Origin of the sequence: Chryseobacterium viscerum (genome assembly GCF_025949665.1) — a bacterium.
Classification (GTDB): domain Bacteria; phylum Bacteroidota; class Bacteroidia; order Flavobacteriales; family Weeksellaceae; genus Chryseobacterium; species Chryseobacterium viscerum_A.
The window spans coordinates 272,193-291,801 of record NZ_JAPDFT010000003.1; the positions used below are offsets into that span (position 1 = coordinate 272,193).

Below are 19,609 nucleotides of genomic sequence, written 5' to 3' on the forward strand. Positions count from 1 at the left end.
TTTTCTTCATTTTTTGTGTGAATGGTAACTGGCCAATTTTTTTAAAATCTGAACTTTCATGGTATTATATCAATTCAATATTGACCAGCTATTCACATCCAGTACTCTATAAGGGAATCGAACCCTTATTTTCTGCTCGAAAGGCAGGCGTCCTCACCATTAGACGAATAGAGCATTACCCACTGACCAGGAATCGAACCTAAACAACAAGAGTACATTTCCTGCATGCTGCCATTACATTACCAGTGGTTGGGTGGAAGTAGTAGGATTCGAACCTACTCAGCTATGAAGCAACAGATTTACAGTCTGCCCCGACTCTCCAACTTCGGCGTACTTCCGGATTTTTATGAGCAATTAGCAATGAATAATAAGTAATTCCTCATTTTTCCTTTCAAAAAAGGAAAAGGTCTGTCTTTATATTGAATGTTTAACTAAAGATCTTCTGCGCTCGACAGCCTTTTTCTTTTATTAATAAAGGATATTTCTTAAGAGTGATGATATTTCATCTGTACTATCTTTTCTAATATCTCGTCTTTCTTTGAGATGGTTATGGGATTCAAACCCACTCAGTTTACACAACGGTTTTGCAGACCGCCCCGACTCTTCCACTTCGGCGAACCATCAGATTAAAAAATAAAGTCTGTCTTAATTTATTTGATATAAGAACTTCTACGCTTGACAAACTTTATTTTTACCTAAAAATTTATAAATGATATTCTTTAATTTCTAATTAATCCGGAGAGAAGAAAAGTCTGTCTGTATTTTTCGTGTTTGGCGTAAAGATCTTCTGCTCTCGACAAACTTTTACTTTTTCTCCTGAAACAATTAACAATTAGTTACCTGCGATTCTGGAAAGACTCGAACTTTCAACTTCCGGTTTAACAGACCGGTGCTCTGCCATTGAGCTACAAAATCATTGTAATTCCGGAAGGACTCGAACCTTCAACCTTCGGCGTATCAGACCGACACTCTAACCACTTGAGCTACGAAATCATTTGTATTCCATAAGGGGATCGAACCCTTGTCGTTCGGTAGAAAGCCGAATGCACTTACCACTATGCTAATGGAACAAATTGTCTGGAAAGCAAGATTCGAACTTGCGACCTCCCGCGTCCAAGACGGGTAAACAACCACCGTTATCTTTCCAGCTTTGGGGTCCATTTCTGTTTCTTTTCCGGGAGACAGCCGGATTGGAAATTTTCCATGAACCTCTTTTGTGATTCCGAGAGGATTTGAACCTCTAGCCCTGGGTTTAGAAAACCCATGCTCTATCCGGTTGAGCTACGGAACCGTTTTTGTAACCCCAGAAAGATTTGAACTTTCAACCCCCGGTTTAAAAGACCGGTGCTCTAACCATTTGAGCTATGAGATTATTTTAATTTTGTGAATCGTCAATAATCAATTCGCTTCGCTTGTCAATTTTTAATTTCAGAATTCACATTTTTGTAATCCCAGAAGGAATCGAACCTTCAACCTTCGACGTATCAGGTCGGTGCTCTAACCAATTGAGCTATGAGATTTTATACTTGGGGTATCTCCGGGGATCGAACCCTGTTCTCCGGTTCCACAGACCGGCGCTTTACCAAATAAGCTAAAGAAACCAAAAAAAAAAACGCCTCTTTTCGGGAGGCGCTTCATATATTTTAACGTAAGAGATCATTAGCTGACCCACGTATATAAGCACCTTTTATCCACAATTCCACTTTCAAGAATACACGCAACACCTGTCGGCTCTTGTCCGAATAGTCTTGAATAATGATTGAATATGTTGTGTAACTGTTTCATTTTATTTTTGTTTGTTTCTAAATTATTTTTAATTGAATCCTGAAAACCTGTTGCTTTCAATTTTCGGTTGCAAAGTAAATATGAATTTTTGGAATCTGCAAATAAATTCTCAAATTAAATAACTGATAATCAATTAATTACATGTTAATTTTAGAGTAGAGAATTTCTGTCCGCAATATTTTGCAGATATCTTAATTACCTAAATGACTGTCTCTCACCGGGTTGCTTATCACTCTATTTTATCGTATTAAAGTTTCATTCTTTGTTAAAAAATTTTCATGTTTATAGTTATTTTTTTTCATTCTAAATAATTTCTGACCTAAAAAACAAAAAACGCCTCGATTTTTCGAGACGTTTCTGTTGTATTTTGATTAAATTTTTACAAGTTTACAGTAAATAATTTCCAAAGTCAGCACATTTCGCCTCATTCCATATCATCTCATCATACCCGAATAACCCTTTCGTAGAAGGACTTTCGCATAGTTCTGCATTGATATGTGCTCTTTGTATTGTCATAATTTTCTGGGGCAAAGATAAATCTTTTTTGATATTATTTTATCATTTTCACAAGGAAGGGTAATAAAAAGGGTGTTTCTGATACTTATGTATAATGCTTTTTTAAACGCAAAGTTTTAAGTTCAAGAGTTTCTTATTTTTAGGGAGCTAAGGGGAATCAATTAACATTGATTTGATGAAGCAGAAGTTTTTCTTTAATTTTTAAATTCTTCAATCTTTAAATATTTAATTCCTGAACATTTTATTTCTTCCTGTTTTAAATCTCGAAATATCTTTGAGAATTACCTCATCATCGGGATTAAAAAATTTCAGTTCGTTTACAATTTCGGAACGAGTAGCTACTTTTTCAGCAATGATCTCATAGGCGATATTTCTGGTTGCCGTATGCAATTTAGGATCTTTTTTGAATTCATATTTCAGAGCCTCCAGAAAAGTAATCTTTTTGTGAGCCGGAGTTTTTTGATATAAATGCTGGATCTCAGATTCCAGTTTTTTAATGTCAAAGATATTGGCAAAGTAGTTATTCAAACAATTGAATGCATCTTTATCTTCTTCCCAGCCTTTCAACAGTACTTTTTGTGCTTCTTCCGTTTTCTCCATTTTTTTACGGTATACCAAGGAAGCTTTCACCATCTGATTATTGACGGTGTAGTCATCTGCAACCATCTGATAATAATTGTGGGCGTTTTTAAGATCGTTGATTTCTTTATAGAGATCACCTACTTTTTCTTTCTGCTCCATTTCTTTATAGAGGTCAATGGCTTTTTTGTATTGTTTGGCTTTTTCATAGCAGGTTGCTGCATCGGATTTATTGTTCAGCTTTTTAAGATAGACTACGGCTGCTTCATTGTAGAACCCACCATTTTCCAGCGTTTTTGCGCCTCTGTAATTATCTTGCAAAAGATTCATATAGACTCTGGCTGCTTTTTTATAATCGTTTTCGGCAATATATTTTTCGGCGAGTTCTTCGTATTTGCTCCGGATTCTGTCAAAAAGTGAGTTTTCAAGATAGAAACTGCTGCTTCCACTGCCTTTTCTTCCTGCTGAATTTCTGTTGTTTTGTTCTTTATCTTTTAAAGAAGTAATCACGAGAAGGATAATAAAGGCTACAATTAAGAAAATAGCTAATGTTCCGACTACACTCCAAAAGCTTTCATGAAATAGCTGAGCTACGATTCCAATGACCTTAAACATGGCCAGCAATACAAATGCCGCCATAAACTTGTCTATAAATTTCTGTTTATTCATCATCATCGGAGTTTAAAATGGTTTTATCTTCCCGGAAAAGACGATAAAGGAGTAGCATTACACAAATCACCAGAACCCATACAAACCAGTTGTACCCAAACGTTTTTACCAAAGGATAAAATAAGTACACCAGCATCACCACAAGGATTGCTATTAAAATAAACTTCACCCATACAGGTACATTATCACCACCAAGGTTTAATGATTTATTTTTAAATAAGAACAAATACAATCCCACTCCTGCAATCATCAGGATAACCATGTACATAATATCTGAAACCGGGGCTTTTTTCTCCAATGGAGAACCTTCCGGTCCTATTCCTTTCACCTTAGATTTGTCAGTTAAAGCAGAAGAAGGGTCTACAATATCCAATGTCCCGTAAAGTTTTCCCAGAGAATCAGCCATCAGGGCCTTTCTCTTTTTAAGCAGAAATTTTACGACTTCTCCGTTCACAGGTTTTCCTTTGATATACTGCTTGAGAGAATCTGAAATTTTACGTTTCAGTTTTTCTGTATTTTGTTCCAGATGTTTTGTGATCTTTTGGGTATAAATAGTTTTAAGAGAGTCTCTGCTTTGTTTTTCTTTATTAACAAGTTTTTCGATGTCACTTCCTATTTCACTTACATCTCTTCCACCGGCTTTTTTATAATTTTCTTTGTCTTTTTCTGTTTTAGATTCTATAATCCCGGCGTGAATAAGTTCTTTGGACAATACTTTTCTCTCCTGATGATACATAGAGTCTATCTTCAGATCAATTTCCGAAGTTCCGGACTGGAAAGCAACCATATCAGAAGGTGCTTTTACAGCATTGTCTGCAATTTTTCCCGAAGAGGCAACATTTTCTTCCTGTTCGGAATCATTTTTATCTGAAGGTAATGCAATCTTTAGGACTATAGCCACAATAATAACTGCCCAGAATATTCTTCGAAAATTCCTTGTTCCTGCACTTTCGGTTTTACCTCCTGCACCTCCGCCAAATAATCCTTCCAGCCATGTAAATTTTCCTAAGCCATCTCCTCTGGAAGTTCCCATAACGTCAAGTGAAACACCTAATTCTACTGCCCGTTCAGGATATTTTTCAATATATTGTAAATACTTTTCTATTTCTTTTTTATTCCCGGCCATTACTTTTTTAAGATCAAACGGCAGGTTATTCATCCATTCTTCTTCCGTTTGCTTTGGCTGTAATGCTTCCATCACTTTTTCATCATCTATTTCAACTGTATAGCTTTCAATTTTTTGAGGGATTGAAACTCCATTCAGTGGTTTTCTGATGCTTTCATTTATAATACCGGGCTGCTGAAGTAATGAAATCCAGTCGATTTCTTCAGATAATTTTACCAGTCCGAATTCAGGATGCATAATCAGAAAACGGGAATCAAGCTGTGCCCAGTCTTCCGGGTTTATTTTGGGATAAAAAGTAGTATTTTCAGGGATAAAAAGCTTGTTATCTACACACTGGAAGTAAGAATTCCTACCTATTTCCTGCGGGGCATCATTAGTAAAAACAAGGAAACAACCGTAAAGCACATTGGGACTGTTGCCCGGAATTGCATAAGATCTTACCTGACTTAAATTAATTCCAAGCATTTCCATTTCCTGAAGCCATACCACAGGTGAAGAGCCTCTGATCAAAAGCCCCGTTTTGGGATAGTTATTTTTCGGGAAAGGTTTTATTCTAAGCTCCATAATCCAAAATCTGTTCTATAAACGGTTTTAAAAACCTGTCGCACATATCATCCATTGTTCTTACTTTCAACAGGGCGTGTTCCGGAAGATAATATTCTGATCCTCCAAATTCAGCATAAGTTGCCAAAGAGAGGAATCCATGAGCTGTGGAAGGAATGAAAAATTCTTCAATGCTCTTGTTGCTGCTCCGGAAAGCCAGCATTCCCCGTGAATCTGTAATGATTTCGCTTCCATCGGGAAATGTAAATTTATTTTTATTTTGCTCAGCAAAAATTTTAATATCATACTTATTTTTGGAAAAATCCAGTGTATTTTCTGCAGAACTGTACAATTCATGTCCGGAAATAACCAGATTTTCATATTGATTGATTCCTATTTTGTTGAAATTATTAATAATCTTCAGTCCGCTTTCCTTCAGTTTGGCAACTTCCGCTTCGGCCTTTATATTATTTTTTTCAAATTCTTTATCTTTTCCGGTAATAGGTTCCACAGAGATATTTCCATCTCTGTTTATTTTATAGTGAGTAGAATTATCCGGGTGATGCAGGTAAAAACTTCGTCCAAAATAAAGCAGTTTGTAGTACTCCGGAATATTCATCCCTGTAAGATTCTGCTCAGAATATTCTCTTGTATTAAGATTAAGCTTTGATATTAATTTTTGGTCAGACTGATACTGGCAAAGAATAAAGTGCTGCTGTTTGTTTTTTGCAAGCGCAAACTGTCCCTTGGGTTTTATGGAAATATTGTCAAATAAAACTTCACAGCCATGATGTGTTTTATAGTAATCGTATGAATGTTTGTCGTAATAGTTATCAGAAAGATACGTCTTCAATAGCTGCTTTTTCGAACTCAGAATGAAAAACTCTCCTTCATATAAAAACTTGGCGATCTTATTAACAGGTGTTGGAAATAAAATCGGATAGTTTTGCGGAAGATCTGTTTTCTTTCCGTTAAAGTTTTGAACAGATTGTTTTTGCTGCGGCGGATTGGCCCACAGCTCCTGCAGTGGAAGCTTTATTTTCTGAATATGTTTTCTCGCTCCTTTGTGATGCTTGTAAAAATTAATCTCACCATCTGAAGTGGTAGTCACCAAAAACTTCAGTTGATCTCTGTTCTGATGTACAACCCTCTGAATTTTTTCATCATTCATATTATCCTGATGCGTCATGAAGAATACTTCAATATCCTTTTCTGAATGGTTTTCATTAAAAAACTTTTCCAGGGCTTCTGACACTTCCAAAACCGGACTTACCTGATTCAGGTTTTCCACTACTTCTTCCACTTTGCTAAGTGCAATCGGAACACCTGCCTGTCCTAAAGCAAAGACTTTACATTCAGAATGGGCTTTCGGATGTTTGATAATGGCTATTGCTGAGGCAAAAGCCAATACTTTTGGTGTTCCCCAGTTTCTGAGGGAGGTATCAATAAGGATAATTCTTTCAAAAATATTTTCTTCAGGTGGAATCTCCCTTTGAATATAAAGCGCTTCATTATTGGCAACACGATTCATGAAGACATCATCTTCATTCGCAAATTCGGAGAGAAGCATCCTGTGAAAATCACCTTTGTTGGTCATATCAGAAATTCCTCCAATGGGTTGTTCTCCGGGAGAAAGGTGGCGCATCGGAATTTTCAGACCGCTCCATATTCTTTTGATGAGACTTCCAACCTGAAATGTCTTTGGTTCTTCAATTAATTCTTTGATGAAATCTTTATCAGTATCCGCCGTTGTTTCTTCTTCTACCACCTCATCATCCAGCTCGGGTTCGTCAACCAGCCCCTTCACAGCATCCATGATAGATTGTACAGTAGGAAACTTTTCATTCAGATCTAAAGCGCTAAAATCTTTGTTTAAAACAAATGGAGCAGCATCCTTTTTTTCTGCGCTGAAAGCCAGCTCATGCGGCCGCTTATAATAGATTCTTATATTAGCTTCAGAGTTCAATGAAGATATTCTGTTGTGGCTATTGTTGAATAAGGTCTGCAACAGTACAATTCTGTTCTGTTTTTGCTTGTAAATTTTGGGAAGCGCTTCTATTTTTTCAAGAAATTCAATTTGTTTTTCCACATTGAATTCAAAATCTTCTCCGCTATAAAACTCAGCTGTACGTCTCAATGGGCCGGCAAAATCAATATAGCCGTCCTGCATGGCATACAAAACCATAAGCAATGCTCCAAAAGGAGGCCACCCCTGTGGCTGAAGCTCTTTAAGAATCTCCATCACATAAGGCCTGTAAGCTATCGCTCCCACACCTGGAACTGAGAGGAGATTATTGTCATGGTATCCGGAATCTCCGGGAATATCTTCATCAGTTTTCCATTCCCAGAAGTAATTTTCATAGGACTGGAAATAGAACTTTAATTCCATTCTCTTGATTTTTCTGTAAGACGGAATGAGCTTACGGACAATGGGCGGAAATCTGTTTCTTTTATTAAAAGGTAATCTCCATTTTCATCCCAAAGCAACCATCCTTCCGGTTTTTTATTATATTTCTGCTGCAACAGCGTACTTACATTTTTAAATTCAAAATCCAGACCTGCCGGCAGTAAATGTCTGTCTTTGGTCCAGTATGTTTTTCCGGGAAAGCTTAGCAGAGGAGCTCCTATAAACAGAGCTTTATCTCCCAGCAAAGTCCATTTTATTTTTTCCAGTTTAAACTTGGGTAATGCTGCGATGCTTTCTTTAATATCAGCAATATTGCTTAATAAAGCAATTACGGGCTGCTCTTCATTGCTTTCTTTTAATCTTACCAGAACCTGTTCCTGAATTCCAAAATAATTTTGATTGAAAGGTGAAAAACTAAGCTGCAATGCCTTGTCTATAGGTATCCAAAGCAATGCTGTCCTCATTTTTTTACTCGGAACCAAAGCTTCTTTCCTGAATAAAAGACCATCCCTAAGTTCATACAGGATGAAGTCAGGTAACTGTTGTATTTCCGGGGCTGCGGCCTGTTCATCGGTAAAGTCTTTCAGCCAGATTGTGTCATCATCTACAGCAATCTGAACATTTTTCCAGTCTCTAATTGAGCCTAGAAAATCTTCATCAGCACGGGGAAGCTCCGCCCAGAATTCTTTTAAACGCTTTGAAGAATCTTCTGCCATAAGCTTTCAATTTCTTGCTGGATATACTGTTTCTGCTCCGGATTTCTGATCCAGTCACAGCGGGTCTGTAAGTATCTCAGTTTATCTTTAATCACATTCTGTTCTTCAAAGCTCAGCATTCCGCCATTCCATTTTTCCACAAGAATTGTCACATCTTTCATGACTTCCTCTGGATTAGGTGTTTTGTTCTGCATCGCTTGTGGATGTGAATCCGGGTGATCATCTTTCTCGATCGTTCTGTTGATAATCCCTTCCAGAATTTCAATCTGTTCTTCTGTATCCCAGATATGTTTCAATACCCAAAGATCGGAAAGTACCGCTTCTTTTCTTCCACAGATCAGGGCACTTGCTGCGATCAGGTTCTGAAGTTTTACTGCTCTACGGTCTGAAATGGCAATTCCAGTATTCCTAAGGCTCATAATGGTATTCAGATAGACTTCATATATGGGTTTAAGGTCTATTGCTCTGCACAGGTTCTGAAGCTGCCTGATCTCATCAGCGTGAATTTCCGGAATTTCCACTTCTTCATCATTCTCAAGTTTTCTTCCGGCTAAAAGCACCTGCTGTAATAGTTCAGGTTTTACGTAATCTACATTGATTCTCACAAGAAAACGATCAAACAATGCGTTCAACGCTTCATCTTCCGGAAGAACGTTACTTGCTCCTACGAACATCAATGCGGGTAAATGCTTGGTTTCTTTTCCTCTTTTAAAAATCTTCTCATTGAGTGCCATTAAAAGTGAGTTCAGAATAGCAGAATTGGCATTGAATATCTCATCCAGGAAAACCATGGAAGCTTCAGGCATCATTCCTTCTGTATTGGTTAGGAGTTCTCCTTCTTTCAGTTTTCTGATATCAAAAGGTCCGAAGATTTCGTTCGGTTCTGTAAAGCGGGTTAATAAATATTCAAAGTTTTTCCCGTCTTTCACTGTTTTTGCCAGAGTCCTGACAATAGCTGATTTTGCTGTACCCGGAGGCCCGTACAAAAAGGCATTTTCTCTCGCCAAAAGGCATATTCCCAATAGATCTACAACATCATTTTTGCCTACAAAAGTTTCTTTTACGTAGTTAAGAACTGTATTGAGTTGATTTATATTTTGATTCATTGATTTAAAAAATTAAAATTTCCACCATTTTTTCTTTTGAACTTTCTCTACATCTTTACTTTCCGCCTGCTCATTTCTTTTGCTGAACGAAAAAGCAAGTCTATGATAGGGATCTTTGATGTCAAAGTACAATTGCGTTCCATCATCCAGGGTAAGCGCATCCATGATTTTAGCTCCATCTTTGACCAGATTTTGCGATACATCCTGTTTATTGAGATGATGTCTGATCAGATCTCTTTCATCGGAAATTCTTGTAATAATATAGGGAGAATCTTTAGTTCCGTTTCCTGTCTTCTCAAGGCATTCAAAAATAATCTGAGTGATTGTCATTTCAATACTCCTCCCTTTTTCATCACCCAGTTCCTTGTACGCAAAATATTTATAGATATGTGCTCTCGGACTTAACAGAATATTGACATTTACATATTGTATAACCTCTTCAAATTTTCCTTCATTGAGTAAATTCTGGATATTTTCAATATCTTCGGAATAAGGATCATATTCAGGATCATTGATTACCAGCTCACGGCACTTCAGGAAGGTTTCTTTTGTGGGGTCAGTTAAAAATTCAAATACTTTCTCATACGTTTTCATTGTGGTCTTCGGTTATCGTTTTTAGTTCTCGCCAGAATGCGTCTTTGTATATTCCGAATTCAGCAGTTATTAGTTTATTGATTAACGGAATTTCCGCCAGTTTATAATCTTTTTTTTCAACAATTCTTTCCAGATATAGTTTTCTGTAGGTTTTGTCTTTCAATTCTTCCTTCCAGTTTACATTTTTCAGATCGAGATCATACCCTATTCCTGAATAGTGAAACTGTGCCAGAATATCCTCCAGTCTTGCAATCAGTGGATCTTCAGGGTCAACCGTATTTAAGGCAACTATTATCTGCGGTAAAAACCTCAGTGATAAATCTGCGGATAAAATAGAAGAAATGTCCCGTGTTCCTTTGAATCCGGGAATAAGATTTTGAATATCTTTCTCTGTATTTTCTCGGATCAGGTAAAGCTGTGTGCTATGGTAGAGAACTTTTGCCGCCCAAACAGCAGCTTCTTTGCTGCAGGTGAATTGGTCTGACAAAAACTCAAGTCGCTCTTTTTCGAATTCTATGTCAAAATAGTCTCCGGCTTCCGCCTCTTCCTGAGGGGAAATTTTCTGTAAGCTTGAAAAAAGAGTAATACATTCTTCTTTACGAAGCAAAAAGATCGTGTCTAAAAACGGTGACTTGGTTTCCATGATCTAACAAAAATAAAATTATTTCGTTGAGAATAAAATTTTTATGGAGAAGATTCATGTTAAATATGGAATTCTCTGCTTTTAATTATAATGTTGGAAAACGCAAAGGCGCTAAGCTGAAATCTATTATACTGTTTTTAAGGCGCTAGAAAATCAAAGATTTTCAGCAGGGATATCACTTAATAATTTGTTTTATCAGGATTATAATTTATAGTATTAATTTTATCGGAGATAAAATCTTTGCGCCTTAATACACAGTATGGATTAAGTTTTGCGTCTTTGCGTTTTCCAAGCTATTAGATTGCTTCGTCGCTGAAGCTCCTCGCAATGACGGTTTAGGCCACGATTTCAATAATATTATTTTCCGGATCTAGGATTACGCTTTCATAATAGCCGTCTCCGGTAGTGCGTGGCTCTCCGGCAACAGTGTATCCGTCTTTTCTTAACACTTCCGTAAGTTCGTCTACTTTTTCTTTACTGTTTACCGAAAATGCAAGATGAATGATTCCGTATTGCTGAGATTCGTAAGAGTTTCCACTTTCTTTGAGATCCGGTTTAGTCATTATTTCAAGACGGCAGCCATTATTAAAACTTAAAAAGTAAGACTGAAAATTTTTGACAGGATTATGGTATTTTTCATTGGACACAGCTCCGAAATATTTCTGGTAAAATGTTCTGGATTTTTCAAGGTCTTTGACCCAAATAGCAATATGCTCTATTTTCATTTTTAAAAATTTTATTGTTTTACTTCTGCAAAACTAGTCTGACCGATTTCACCATACCTGCTCCACATTATTCTTTTATTGTTCTATATTTACCATATTACGTTTTGAATTCTACAAAAGACTGCATATATAAGATTATTTAAGGCATTTATTGATAACATCTTATATATTCTGTTGATATGAGATGGCTTCATTGTTTCCATTATCGTAATCACAGAGACAATCTAAAAGTTATTATCTTTGCTCATTCAAAATAACATTATGAGTATTCACATCAGTGCAAAAAAAGGAGAAATTGCTAAAGTAGTATTGCAGCCGGGGGATCCGCTTCGTGCACAGTATATTGCTGAAAATTATTTAGAAAATGCAAAACTGGTAAGCAAAACCAGAGGGATTTTTTATTATACGGGCCTTTATAAAGGTAAGGAGATCACTGTAGGAGCCAGTGGAATGGGATTCCCAAGCATCGGGATCTATTCTTTTGAACTGTTTACAGAATATGAAGTAGATACGATCATCAGAATTGGGACTTGTGGTGCTTACAATACGGATCTTAAACTTTTTGATATTTTAAATATTGAAAATGCTGCCAGCGAAAGTACTTATGCCAAATATGCATGGGGAATTGAAGATGAAATCCTTCCTCACCAGGGGAATATCTTTAGTACTATCAATGAAACAGCTAAAGAATTATCATTAAATGCTAAAGCAATCAACATTCACAGTAGTGATATTTTCTACAGAAAAGATCCTGCTACTCCTGAAATTGCAACAAAATACAACTGTCCTGCAGTAGAAATGGAAGCATTCGGTTTATTTGCCAATGCTCAGCATTTAGGAAAGAATGCAGCGACTATTCTTACGGTAACGGATATCATTCCTACCCATGAGAAAATCTCTGCTGACGAAAGAGAAAAAGCCTTAAATCCAATGATGGAACTGGCTTTGGAATCGGCAATAAAGAGTTTGTAAAAGACGAAGACAATTCTGCTTATAAAAAAAGAGCTTTACTTTATCAGTAGAGCTCTTTTTTATAGCCTGAAAAAATTTCTGGCCGTTTCTGTAGTCTCGTCTGCGACTTCGGAAATGCTGATCTTCTTCAGGTAGGCAATTGTTTGTGCTACATAAGGTAAAAAGGATGGTTCATTCCGTCTGTTTTGCATTCTGGGCATATTCTTCGGAAGCATAAAAGGGGCATCCGTTTCAATCATCATTCTGTCAAGAGGTGCATATTTTATAACGTCTTCAAGGTGTTTAAATCTTTTTTCATCACTAATGGCTCCGGTAAATCCTAAATAAAATCCTTTATCGAGATAAATCTTTGCCTCATCCAATGTCCCGGTAAAACAGTGTACAACGGCTTCGGGCAATTGAGAAAGATATTCATCTGTGATCTCATTAAACCTTTTAAATGCTGATCTTTCATGAAGAAAAAGCGGTTTATTGACTTGTATTGCGAGTTCCAGGTGGGCCTGATAACATTTTTCCTGTATGGGTCTCGGAGAGAAATCACGGTCAAAGTCAAGTCCGCACTCTCCTACTGAAATTACGTGATCCTGCTTTAACAATTTTCTGAGTTCGCTGATGCTTTGTTCATTAAAAGATTTGGCATCATGGGGATGAATTCCGGCTGTTGAAAATAAAATTTCCGGATATTCTTCTGCAATCTCAGCGGATTCTTTGCTTCCTCTTACGCTGGTTCCCGTGAGGATCATATGTTCTACACCCTGGTCCAAAGCGCGGTTGATAATTTCGTCGTGTTCATTATAGAACTGTTTATTGGTCAGATTAATGCCAATATCAATGTAAGTGTTCATTTGTTTTTTTACTTTTTTATTAAATGTTGTTTTCAAATATAAAAAATGGAAGCTGGCAGCATTCTGTTCTGAAAAAACCTGCAGCTTCTATTTCATGTTTGCAAAACTACAAGCTTAATACGCAATGTTTTTACGTATCAGAAAAAAAACAGAAAACTTAAAATAAAAAAATATGTCAATCTGTCTTATTTGCTAGTTCATTTCACGCAGATGACGCAGATGTTTATGTTTTATTCATTGATGAATTTTTCCAGAAAACCGATCAGTTTTGTTCCTCCGTGGCTCCATCGGATTCCATGGCCTTCTTTTTCGCGAACTTCAAAAACTAGTTCATGTTTATAATGGAAGAAAACATTCCACCAGGTTCTATTGTCAAGAATCTCATGAATTTTTGTCATTACTTTTTCTTGTTTCTGCTGGTTGTTTCCTTTGATTTCTCCCCAGAAATCGTCATCCATTCTTCCGATATGTTTTTCCCAGGCCCTCTGTGCAATGGTAATTTCACTATTGAAAGGTTCCTGACAGGCATTGATAAGTATTGTTTTCAAAGGTGGAATTGCATTTTCATCACGGATGCTTGCTGAGGTCAATCTTTGTCCTAAGATATTCAGCCAATGTTCAAACGGAATTGCTTCCAGAAATTCTGTTTTCACCTCATCTGAGTCATTACTTTCAAGAATATCAATGAATTTTGCAAAGCTTTCCTGCTTGTCAGTGATTATTTCTTCATTAAAATAAGGCAAATTCATTTCTAAAGTATTCTCCTTAAACCTATGAAGATTTTTTTCCAAAGTTTTCAGATGTTCTTTAGCTAAAACACCTTGGTATTTGTCTTTCCATTCTTCAGAAAACAGGGAAATATAGGGATCAAACAGGTTCATATTTTACAGCATTTTAATCACATTAACAGGAAGCTTTTCTTCTCTGATCAAATAGCCGATCAGATTAAACCATTCTTTACAGTGATCCAGAATCCAGGCATCAGAAGAAATAATAATCTCTGAACTTTCCGCTAAAAACTTATCCGGATTAAACTGCAGATCAGCTTCCCAATTGAGCTGTTGCTGCTCCGCAAATTCAAGAATAATCTGTTTAATTCGTCCACTGTTGGAAACCGGTTTGTCAAAGATCCAGACAAGCTTCTGAATCTGATTTTTCTGATAAAAGGCAGCAACCAGTTCTATCGCTCTTAAAGTCTGATTTACTCTTTTATACGTTCCATGAACTCCGGAAAGGTCCCGGATACAGCCATCCAATCCTTCAAATATATAAGCTTCAGAAAGCAGACTTTCCAACAGGATAAGGACATTAAAGCCATCGAGATAAACTGTTTTTCCTTTTAAATCTAAGGTTTCCACGTGTTTCAACCGTCTATTGTAAAGTTGTAAATCTGATGCAGACGCCCCTCGCAAAGCTTGTATCTGACGGGTTTTCAATCTATATCTGTTTCCAACAAGTTCAGAAGCTGCTTTTTCCGGATATTCTCTGGTTAAAAGATACCGCATGTCCTCAACAGCCAGTTTCAGCTTGCCGATCTGCTTCTCTGAACCAAACAGAGTGTCATCTCCTGTATTTTTTCCGCGGTTTCTGTTATTCATATTCAAAAATAGAATTTTTGGTGAATTTTTAGGGTAAGAAATAGATTTTATTGGCAATGTAAGAGACTTCCCCGTCAAAAGAGAGGAATTGTGCTCATTCAATAGTAATGCTTATCAAGTCAACACCTTAAACAGAATTCAAGGTTAACATTGTTTCTTTCATTCCAATTCCTGATCTGTTATGTTTTCTACAACAAAAGAGATATTTTGTACAACGTTTTGATATTTATTACGGATAAGTTTGCAAAGACTTAAAAAATACCCTTATGAATACACTGAAAAAATTATGTTATCTGTCTGCATCCATGCTGTTATCAGCATCTTTCGTTGCATGTTCAAGCGATGACAATGAAATTATTATTGAACAGCAGACTCCCTCACAGGTACTATCTTCCACTCCATGGGAAACAACCGGAGCCAAGGATAAAAGTGGAAATAATGTAGCACTTACAGATGCCAGTGTGGCTGGATATGTAGGTTTTGCATATTTCAAAGCAGATGGGAAATTTGCTATTTACAGTCTTACGGATGTGCTGAGATCTATGGGAACATGGTCTGTAGATGCACAGGGAAAAACAAGAACTATAGCCGCATTGAACCCGGATGGAACAACTATTTTCACCCGTGATGTTGAAATTCTTGTTTTAAACAGAAATGAATTTACGTACAGAATCCGTCCTAACTCCAGTGATCCGTCAGTTTATTATGACATCATCCATATGAGAACTTCTCATGCAGAACCAACTAATGGACAGCTTACACTAGCTTCTACGCCATGGGAAACTACCAGTGCTAAGGATAAAAGTGGAAATAATGTGGCACTTACAGATGCCAGTGTGGCCGGATATGTAGGATATTCTTACTTCAAAGCTAACGGAACTTTTAAAATTTTCGGATTAAATGATGTATTGAGATCTGAAGGTACATGGTCGATTTCTCCGGATGGAAAGAAGAGAACACTTACCACGCCTACTTTTACCCGTGTTGTGGATATTCTGCTTCTGAACGAAACAACATTCACCTACAGAATTACTCCTGATGCGGCAAACCCAGCTGTATTTTACGACATTATTCATACGAAGGTAAACCATAAAGAGCCTTTGTAGTGATTATTTTTTTATAATAAGGAAAAAACCTGCCCATTACTGAGCAGGTTTTTATTTTTAAAATTAAAAAAATGGATTGTTGATAATTCATTACATATATTCTTCCCACCATTTTTTCCAGGTTATGGTTCCCAACTGATCGAGATCTACTTTTTCTCCTATCATTGGAAGAGTAATCGGTACATTGTTTTCTTCTGCATGTTTTGATGCAAGGGTTAAAGGTTCATACCATGCATGCTGTGCCAGCTTGAATTTAGAATTATGTACGGGGATAAAATTTTTGGCTTTCAATTCTTTAATTTCTGTGATAAGCTGATCCGGCAAAGTGTGAATATATGGCCACTTTTCGTTATACTGTCCGTTTTCCATGATGGCCAGATCAAACGGTCCGTATTGATCTCCAATTTCTGTGAAATGATTTCCATAACCGCTGTCACCACCCAGAAATAGTTTTTTCGTAGGTGTTTTTAAAACAAATGAAGTCCATAGTGAGATATTACGGTTCAGCAATCTTCCTGAAAAGTGTCTTGCAGGAGTAAGTGTGATTCTGAAACCTTCTGCAATGTCTATGCTTTCCCACCAGTTTTTTTCGATGATTTTGTCAAAGTTCCAGCCCCAGTATTCAAAATGCTGGCCTGTACCCAAACCACAAATGACTTTTCCTACTTTATCTTTTAATTCCTGAACGGTTTTATAATCGAGATGATCCCAGTGGTCATGCGAGATGAGCAGAAAGTCTATTTCCGGCATATGTTCCGGTTTATAATAATCGGCGCCCTGAAAAGCTTTGATGGAACCCGGCATCGGAGAAGCATTTCCGCTGAAAACGGGATCTATCAGAAATTTTTTACCATCTACCTGTATAAAATAGGAACTGTGCCCGAACCATACCAAAACATTTTCTTCGGGCTGAAGGTTCTTCAGATCTGTTACGATAAATGGAAGTGCTGTTTTTGGTGAAGTATTTTCTACTTTGCATAAGGTGTGGAAAAGAACCTTGGTCATACTTTCCCCTTCCAGTAAAGCAGGTGTTGTCAATATATTCTGAAATCTCCCATTGAGATAATTGGGAAGTGTATTGAAATATTCTTTTCTTTTTTCGTCGGGAAACTGCCCGAGCTGTTTTTTTAAATTTTTCATTCCCTTAATTTTTTACATTCTGAGCCTTTCTTCTTCCAGATCCAGCCTTGTTAAATAATGTCTTATATATTCTTCGTCAATATTCGGGTTGCGTCTGTTTTCTTCCCGAAGCCAGATTCTTTGCTGCTCGATGGTTTCAAAATAGATTGCTTTCGCTTCATCAGACAGCTTATGAATAGAGTCTTCTTTATCTTCCTGTTCCCAGCGGTCCATCAGTTTGCTAAAATATTCATTTTCGCTTCTTCTTTCTTTATAATTTTCATCCAGATGTCTGAAAGCTACCCGCCGCATTTCTCTTCTCAGAAAATGTTCAGATTCTTCTTCGGACATATATCCACCTCCTACGTCAGATACATTGAGTTTTTTGATCAGAGCAGGTAATGTAAGCCCCTGAATAATTAAAGTAGCAAGAATCACAATGAAGGTAATGAAAAGTATGAGATCACGATGTGGGAAAGGCTGCCCGTTTTCCATCACTACAGGAATAGATAACGCTGCCGCAAGAGAAACAACCCCGCGCATTCCCGTCCAGCCCATCAGTATTGGAGCTTTCATTCCCGGATTTCTGTCTGCCACATTAATAAAATTCCGCATAATCAGAGTCACAAAAACTGCACCAAAAGATGACAGAAAACGCACGAGAATCAGTACTGCTGTAATCAATACTCCGTAACCAACAGCATCGGATAGACTTATTCCTTCTTTGTTTAAACCTACCATAATTTCCGGCAGATCCAATCCGATGAGTAAGAACACAATTCCATTGATCAGAAATACAAAACTTTCCCAGACATTGGAACCTCTTAATCTTGATTGTGAAGTTCTGAAAATCTCATGTCTTCTTACGGAAAGGAACAACCCTCCGCTCACCACAGCCAATACTCCCGAAGCATGAACTTCTTCTGCTGCAATATACATCACATAAGGAGCAACCAGGCTAAGGATGGCATCCATATTGACATCAGTAGGAAATATTTTTTCAATTTTAAGGAATACAAAAGCCAGTACAACTCCAATTCCCAGGCCTCCAAAAACCATCCATCCAAAACTAGAGGCTGCATCCTGCCATATAAACTGTCCTGTAGCCACTGCCACCATTGCAAATCTGAAAATGATCAGCGAGGAGGCATCATTGAATAAGCTTTCCCCTTCCAGAACGGTAGACAGATTTTTAGGAACTTTTACAAATTTTAAAATAGCCCCTGCACTTACCGCATCCGGCGGTGACACTATTCCTCCCAACACAAAACCTAACGCCAGTGAAAATCCGGGAATATATGAATTAGCTACCACCGCTACTGATATTGCAGTAAGAAAAACCACAATGAAAGCGAAGCTGGTAATGATCCTTCTCATTTTCCATATTTCCTTCCATGAAACGGCAAAAGCAGCTTCATATAAAAGCGGAGGCAGGAAAATAATAAAGATCAGTTCAGGGTCAATTTTTAACACCGGCAATCCGGGAATAAAACTGATAAGAAGTCCTGCAACAACCAGTATGATAGGATAGGCTACTTTCAAGCGGTTAGCCAGCATAATGGCCCCGATAATGACAAGGACCAGTCCCAGATAATAAATAAAATTTTCCACCATTGCTTTTTCAATTAATTTTAAATCAAGTCTCTGTTTTTTGGATCACAAAATTTAAAAGAAAATTAAATATAAGCATAAGATTTTGAGATGTGAAAATAAATTTGATCAGCTGTAAAATTTTTAACCAATGATTGTTAATGCAAGTAAATCTGATCCTTAGAAAGCCATGTTACCAGTCCCAACATAATAAGTCCCAATATTGAACATAATAGAATAAATACAGCTAAAGTCTTTGCCAACTCTGTCCAATACTTCTTTTTATCGAAAGTAAAATCTACAGGATTGATATTATATGTAGTATAAACGGAAGGGTTTATACGCAAATCCGGCCTGAAATATACAATTCCCTGAATATATCTTCTCTGTAAAGCTTTGAGATTTACAATGTAACTGTTGTAACCGCCATCAACTCCATCAAAATCTACGTCCGTTACAGAGTCATTGTATTTTACCTTCAATACATAGATTTTATTTCTGGGGCTAAGGCTTACATCATATTCATTTTCAAGGTGATATTTTTCCAGATCATCGTAAAGAATACTGTCTATTGTTCCATTTTTTCTTTCATAGTGAACTCCCTTATCATCCACGACAATCCTTTTAATTTCTCTTTTTCTTACCGTCTTCTGATAAAGAACAAAACGGTATAAACCAAAAACGAGAGCCGGATAATACAATATGGCGACTATAACAAGCACCACAATATTTTTACAAATGATAACAGGTAGTGCCAACAGCACCAAAAACATCACCAATAATAAAAGTACTGCCAATGTTCTGGTCAGCCAGGTCATGAACCCCCATGACTTAGAAACTAATGGCAAAAAATCTTTTCTTACATCCTCTTGCATCTGTTCAAGATACGAAAAAAGCTAATACTATAAAAGAGCCATAGTGGCACACCATGACTCTTTTTACCAAATTGAAAATAAGATATAATTAAATT

General features: G+C 37.0%; 17 protein-coding genes and 11 tRNA genes. 2 read left to right on the forward strand and 26 right to left on the reverse strand.

Annotation, left to right across the window (positions count from 1 at the left end):
- Positions 1-102: 102 nt before the first annotated feature.
- From OL225_RS18070 to OL225_RS18165, 20 genes are all read right to left on the reverse strand, one after another.
- Positions 103-174, reverse strand: a tRNA-Glu gene (locus tag OL225_RS18070).
- An 80-nt stretch (positions 175-254) separates the two neighbouring features.
- Positions 255-338 (reverse strand) — tRNA-Tyr (locus OL225_RS18075).
- Positions 339-541: 203 nt separating this feature from the next.
- Positions 542-623 (reverse strand) — tRNA-Cys (locus tag OL225_RS18080).
- Positions 624-843: 220 nt separating this feature from the next.
- Positions 844-915, reverse strand: a tRNA-Asn gene (locus tag OL225_RS18085).
- Positions 916-919: 4 nt separating this feature from the next.
- A tRNA-Ile gene (locus OL225_RS18090) sits at positions 920-993 on the reverse strand.
- Between the two features lie 5 nt (positions 994-998).
- Positions 999-1,070: transfer RNA gene (locus OL225_RS18095), tRNA-Glu, on the reverse strand.
- A 6-nt stretch (positions 1,071-1,076) separates the two neighbouring features.
- Positions 1,077-1,148: transfer RNA gene (locus OL225_RS18100), tRNA-Pro, on the reverse strand.
- A gap of 69 nt (positions 1,149-1,217) precedes the next feature.
- Positions 1,218-1,291, reverse strand: a tRNA-Arg gene (locus OL225_RS18105).
- A 7-nt stretch (positions 1,292-1,298) separates the two neighbouring features.
- Positions 1,299-1,372, reverse strand: a tRNA-Lys gene (locus tag OL225_RS18110).
- A gap of 74 nt (positions 1,373-1,446) precedes the next feature.
- Positions 1,447-1,520: transfer RNA gene (locus tag OL225_RS18115), tRNA-Ile, on the reverse strand.
- A gap of 9 nt (positions 1,521-1,529) precedes the next feature.
- Positions 1,530-1,602 (reverse strand) — tRNA-His (locus OL225_RS18120).
- 570 nt (positions 1,603-2,172) lie between these two features.
- Complete coding sequence (locus OL225_RS18125; protein ID WP_047377786.1) at positions 2,173-2,301, reverse strand: hypothetical protein; 129 nt, start codon at positions 2,299-2,301, stop codon at positions 2,173-2,175.
- Positions 2,302-2,526: 225 nt separating this feature from the next.
- Positions 2,527-3,549, reverse strand: a complete 1,023-nt coding sequence (locus OL225_RS18130; RefSeq protein ID WP_264519145.1) for a soluble NSF attachment family protein — start codon at positions 3,547-3,549, stop codon at positions 2,527-2,529.
- On the reverse strand, positions 3,542-5,239 hold the full coding sequence (locus OL225_RS18135; protein WP_264519146.1) for an APC family permease: 1,698 nt from the start codon (positions 5,237-5,239) through the stop codon (positions 3,542-3,544). Before OL225_RS18135 ends, OL225_RS18130 begins: the two co-directional genes overlap by 8 nt.
- A complete protein-coding gene (locus OL225_RS18140) occupies positions 5,229-7,607 on the reverse strand; it encodes a hypothetical protein (RefSeq protein ID WP_264519147.1) in 2,379 nt (792 codons plus the stop codon). Before OL225_RS18140 ends, OL225_RS18135 begins: the two co-directional genes overlap by 11 nt.
- Positions 7,598-8,341, reverse strand: coding sequence for a hypothetical protein (locus OL225_RS18145; protein ID WP_264519148.1), 744 nt, complete (start codon positions 8,339-8,341; stop codon positions 7,598-7,600). Before OL225_RS18145 ends, OL225_RS18140 begins: the two co-directional genes overlap by 10 nt.
- On the reverse strand, positions 8,314-9,447 hold the full coding sequence (locus tag OL225_RS18150; protein WP_264519149.1) for an AAA family ATPase: 1,134 nt from the start codon (positions 9,445-9,447) through the stop codon (positions 8,314-8,316). The genes OL225_RS18145 and OL225_RS18150 overlap by 28 nt, the downstream gene beginning before the upstream one ends.
- A gap of 12 nt (positions 9,448-9,459) precedes the next feature.
- Positions 9,460-10,041: a DUF4919 domain-containing protein gene (locus tag OL225_RS18155; protein ID WP_264519150.1), complete on the reverse strand. Its 582-nt coding sequence runs from the start codon at positions 10,039-10,041 to the stop codon at positions 9,460-9,462.
- The gene (locus OL225_RS18160; RefSeq protein WP_264519151.1) at positions 10,028-10,684 is read right to left on the reverse strand and encodes a hypothetical protein; all 657 of its coding nucleotides are present in this window, start codon (positions 10,682-10,684) and stop codon (positions 10,028-10,030) included. The genes OL225_RS18155 and OL225_RS18160 overlap by 14 nt, the downstream gene beginning before the upstream one ends.
- 335 nt (positions 10,685-11,019) lie before the next feature.
- Complete coding sequence (locus OL225_RS18165; RefSeq protein ID WP_264519152.1) at positions 11,020-11,409, reverse strand: VOC family protein; 390 nt, start codon at positions 11,407-11,409, stop codon at positions 11,020-11,022.
- Between the two features lie 261 nt (positions 11,410-11,670).
- Between OL225_RS18165 and deoD the strand changes: the two genes are divergently transcribed.
- Positions 11,671-12,381: a purine-nucleoside phosphorylase gene (gene deoD / locus OL225_RS18170; protein WP_047377779.1), complete on the forward strand. Its 711-nt coding sequence runs from the start codon at positions 11,671-11,673 to the stop codon at positions 12,379-12,381.
- Positions 12,382-12,440: 59 nt separating this feature from the next.
- Here the strand turns inward: deoD and OL225_RS18175 are convergent, their stop codons facing one another.
- The 3 genes from OL225_RS18175 to OL225_RS18185 form a co-directional block, all read right to left on the reverse strand.
- Positions 12,441-13,226, reverse strand: coding sequence for a TatD family hydrolase (locus tag OL225_RS18175; RefSeq protein WP_264519153.1), 786 nt, complete (start codon positions 13,224-13,226; stop codon positions 12,441-12,443).
- A 230-nt stretch (positions 13,227-13,456) separates the two neighbouring features.
- Positions 13,457-14,107, reverse strand: coding sequence for a hypothetical protein (locus tag OL225_RS18180; RefSeq protein ID WP_264519154.1), 651 nt, complete (start codon positions 14,105-14,107; stop codon positions 13,457-13,459).
- A gap of 3 nt (positions 14,108-14,110) precedes the next feature.
- The gene (locus OL225_RS18185; protein ID WP_264519155.1) at positions 14,111-14,824 is read right to left on the reverse strand and encodes a DUF434 domain-containing protein; all 714 of its coding nucleotides are present in this window, start codon (positions 14,822-14,824) and stop codon (positions 14,111-14,113) included.
- 266 nt (positions 14,825-15,090) lie between these two features.
- On the opposite strand from OL225_RS18185, the gene OL225_RS18190 reads away from it, so the two are divergent.
- A complete protein-coding gene (locus OL225_RS18190) occupies positions 15,091-15,930 on the forward strand; it encodes a DUF4822 domain-containing protein (protein ID WP_264519156.1) in 840 nt (279 codons plus the stop codon).
- A gap of 90 nt (positions 15,931-16,020) precedes the next feature.
- Here the strand turns inward: OL225_RS18190 and OL225_RS18195 are convergent, their stop codons facing one another.
- The 3 genes from OL225_RS18195 to OL225_RS18205 all read right to left on the reverse strand — a co-directional run bounded on the left by OL225_RS18195 (position 16,021) and on the right by OL225_RS18205 (position 19,514).
- Complete coding sequence (locus OL225_RS18195) at positions 16,021-17,070, reverse strand: MBL fold metallo-hydrolase (RefSeq protein WP_264519157.1); 1,050 nt, start codon at positions 17,068-17,070, stop codon at positions 16,021-16,023.
- 12 nt (positions 17,071-17,082) lie between these two features.
- Entirely contained in the window at positions 17,083-18,663 is a 1,581-nt protein-coding gene (locus OL225_RS18200) for a Na+/H+ antiporter (RefSeq protein ID WP_264519158.1), read from the reverse strand.
- A gap of 134 nt (positions 18,664-18,797) precedes the next feature.
- Complete coding sequence (locus tag OL225_RS18205) at positions 18,798-19,514, reverse strand: hypothetical protein (RefSeq protein ID WP_264519159.1); 717 nt, start codon at positions 19,512-19,514, stop codon at positions 18,798-18,800.
- Between the last annotated feature and the right edge of the window lie 95 nt (positions 19,515-19,609).

What these genes read in the sequence shown, in the direction of transcription:
- OL225_RS18125 (WP_047377786.1), bottom strand. Translation starts at nt 2,301, where the DNA reads ATGACAATACAAAGAGCACATATCAATGCAGAACTATGCGAAAGTCCT.
- OL225_RS18130 (WP_264519145.1), bottom strand. Translation starts at nt 3,549, where the DNA reads ATGAATAAACAGAAATTTATAGACAAGTTTATGGCGGCATTTGTATTG.
- OL225_RS18135 (WP_264519146.1), bottom strand. Translation starts at nt 5,239, where the DNA reads ATGGAGCTTAGAATAAAACCTTTCCCGAAAAATAACTATCCCAAAACG.
- OL225_RS18140 (WP_264519147.1), bottom strand. Translation starts at nt 7,607, where the DNA reads ATGGAATTAAAGTTCTATTTCCAGTCCTATGAAAATTACTTCTGGGAA.
- OL225_RS18145 (WP_264519148.1), bottom strand. Translation starts at nt 8,341, where the DNA reads ATGGCAGAAGATTCTTCAAAGCGTTTAAAAGAATTCTGGGCGGAGCTT.
- OL225_RS18150 (WP_264519149.1), bottom strand. Translation starts at nt 9,447, where the DNA reads ATGAATCAAAATATAAATCAACTCAATACAGTTCTTAACTACGTAAAA.
- OL225_RS18155 (WP_264519150.1), bottom strand. Translation starts at nt 10,041, where the DNA reads ATGAAAACGTATGAGAAAGTATTTGAATTTTTAACTGACCCCACAAAA.
- OL225_RS18160 (WP_264519151.1), bottom strand. Translation starts at nt 10,684, where the DNA reads ATGGAAACCAAGTCACCGTTTTTAGACACGATCTTTTTGCTTCGTAAA.
- OL225_RS18165 (WP_264519152.1), bottom strand. Translation starts at nt 11,409, where the DNA reads ATGAAAATAGAGCATATTGCTATTTGGGTCAAAGACCTTGAAAAATCC.
- deoD (WP_047377779.1), top strand. Translation starts at nt 11,671, where the DNA reads ATGAGTATTCACATCAGTGCAAAAAAAGGAGAAATTGCTAAAGTAGTA.
- OL225_RS18175 (WP_264519153.1), bottom strand. Translation starts at nt 13,226, where the DNA reads ATGAACACTTACATTGATATTGGCATTAATCTGACCAATAAACAGTTC.
- OL225_RS18180 (WP_264519154.1), bottom strand. Translation starts at nt 14,107, where the DNA reads ATGAACCTGTTTGATCCCTATATTTCCCTGTTTTCTGAAGAATGGAAA.
- OL225_RS18185 (WP_264519155.1), bottom strand. Translation starts at nt 14,824, where the DNA reads ATGAATAACAGAAACCGCGGAAAAAATACAGGAGATGACACTCTGTTT.
- OL225_RS18190 (WP_264519156.1), top strand. Translation starts at nt 15,091, where the DNA reads ATGAATACACTGAAAAAATTATGTTATCTGTCTGCATCCATGCTGTTA.
- OL225_RS18195 (WP_264519157.1), bottom strand. Translation starts at nt 17,070, where the DNA reads ATGAAAAATTTAAAAAAACAGCTCGGGCAGTTTCCCGACGAAAAAAGA.
- OL225_RS18200 (WP_264519158.1), bottom strand. Translation starts at nt 18,663, where the DNA reads ATGGTGGAAAATTTTATTTATTATCTGGGACTGGTCCTTGTCATTATC.
- OL225_RS18205 (WP_264519159.1), bottom strand. Translation starts at nt 19,514, where the DNA reads ATGCAAGAGGATGTAAGAAAAGATTTTTTGCCATTAGTTTCTAAGTCA.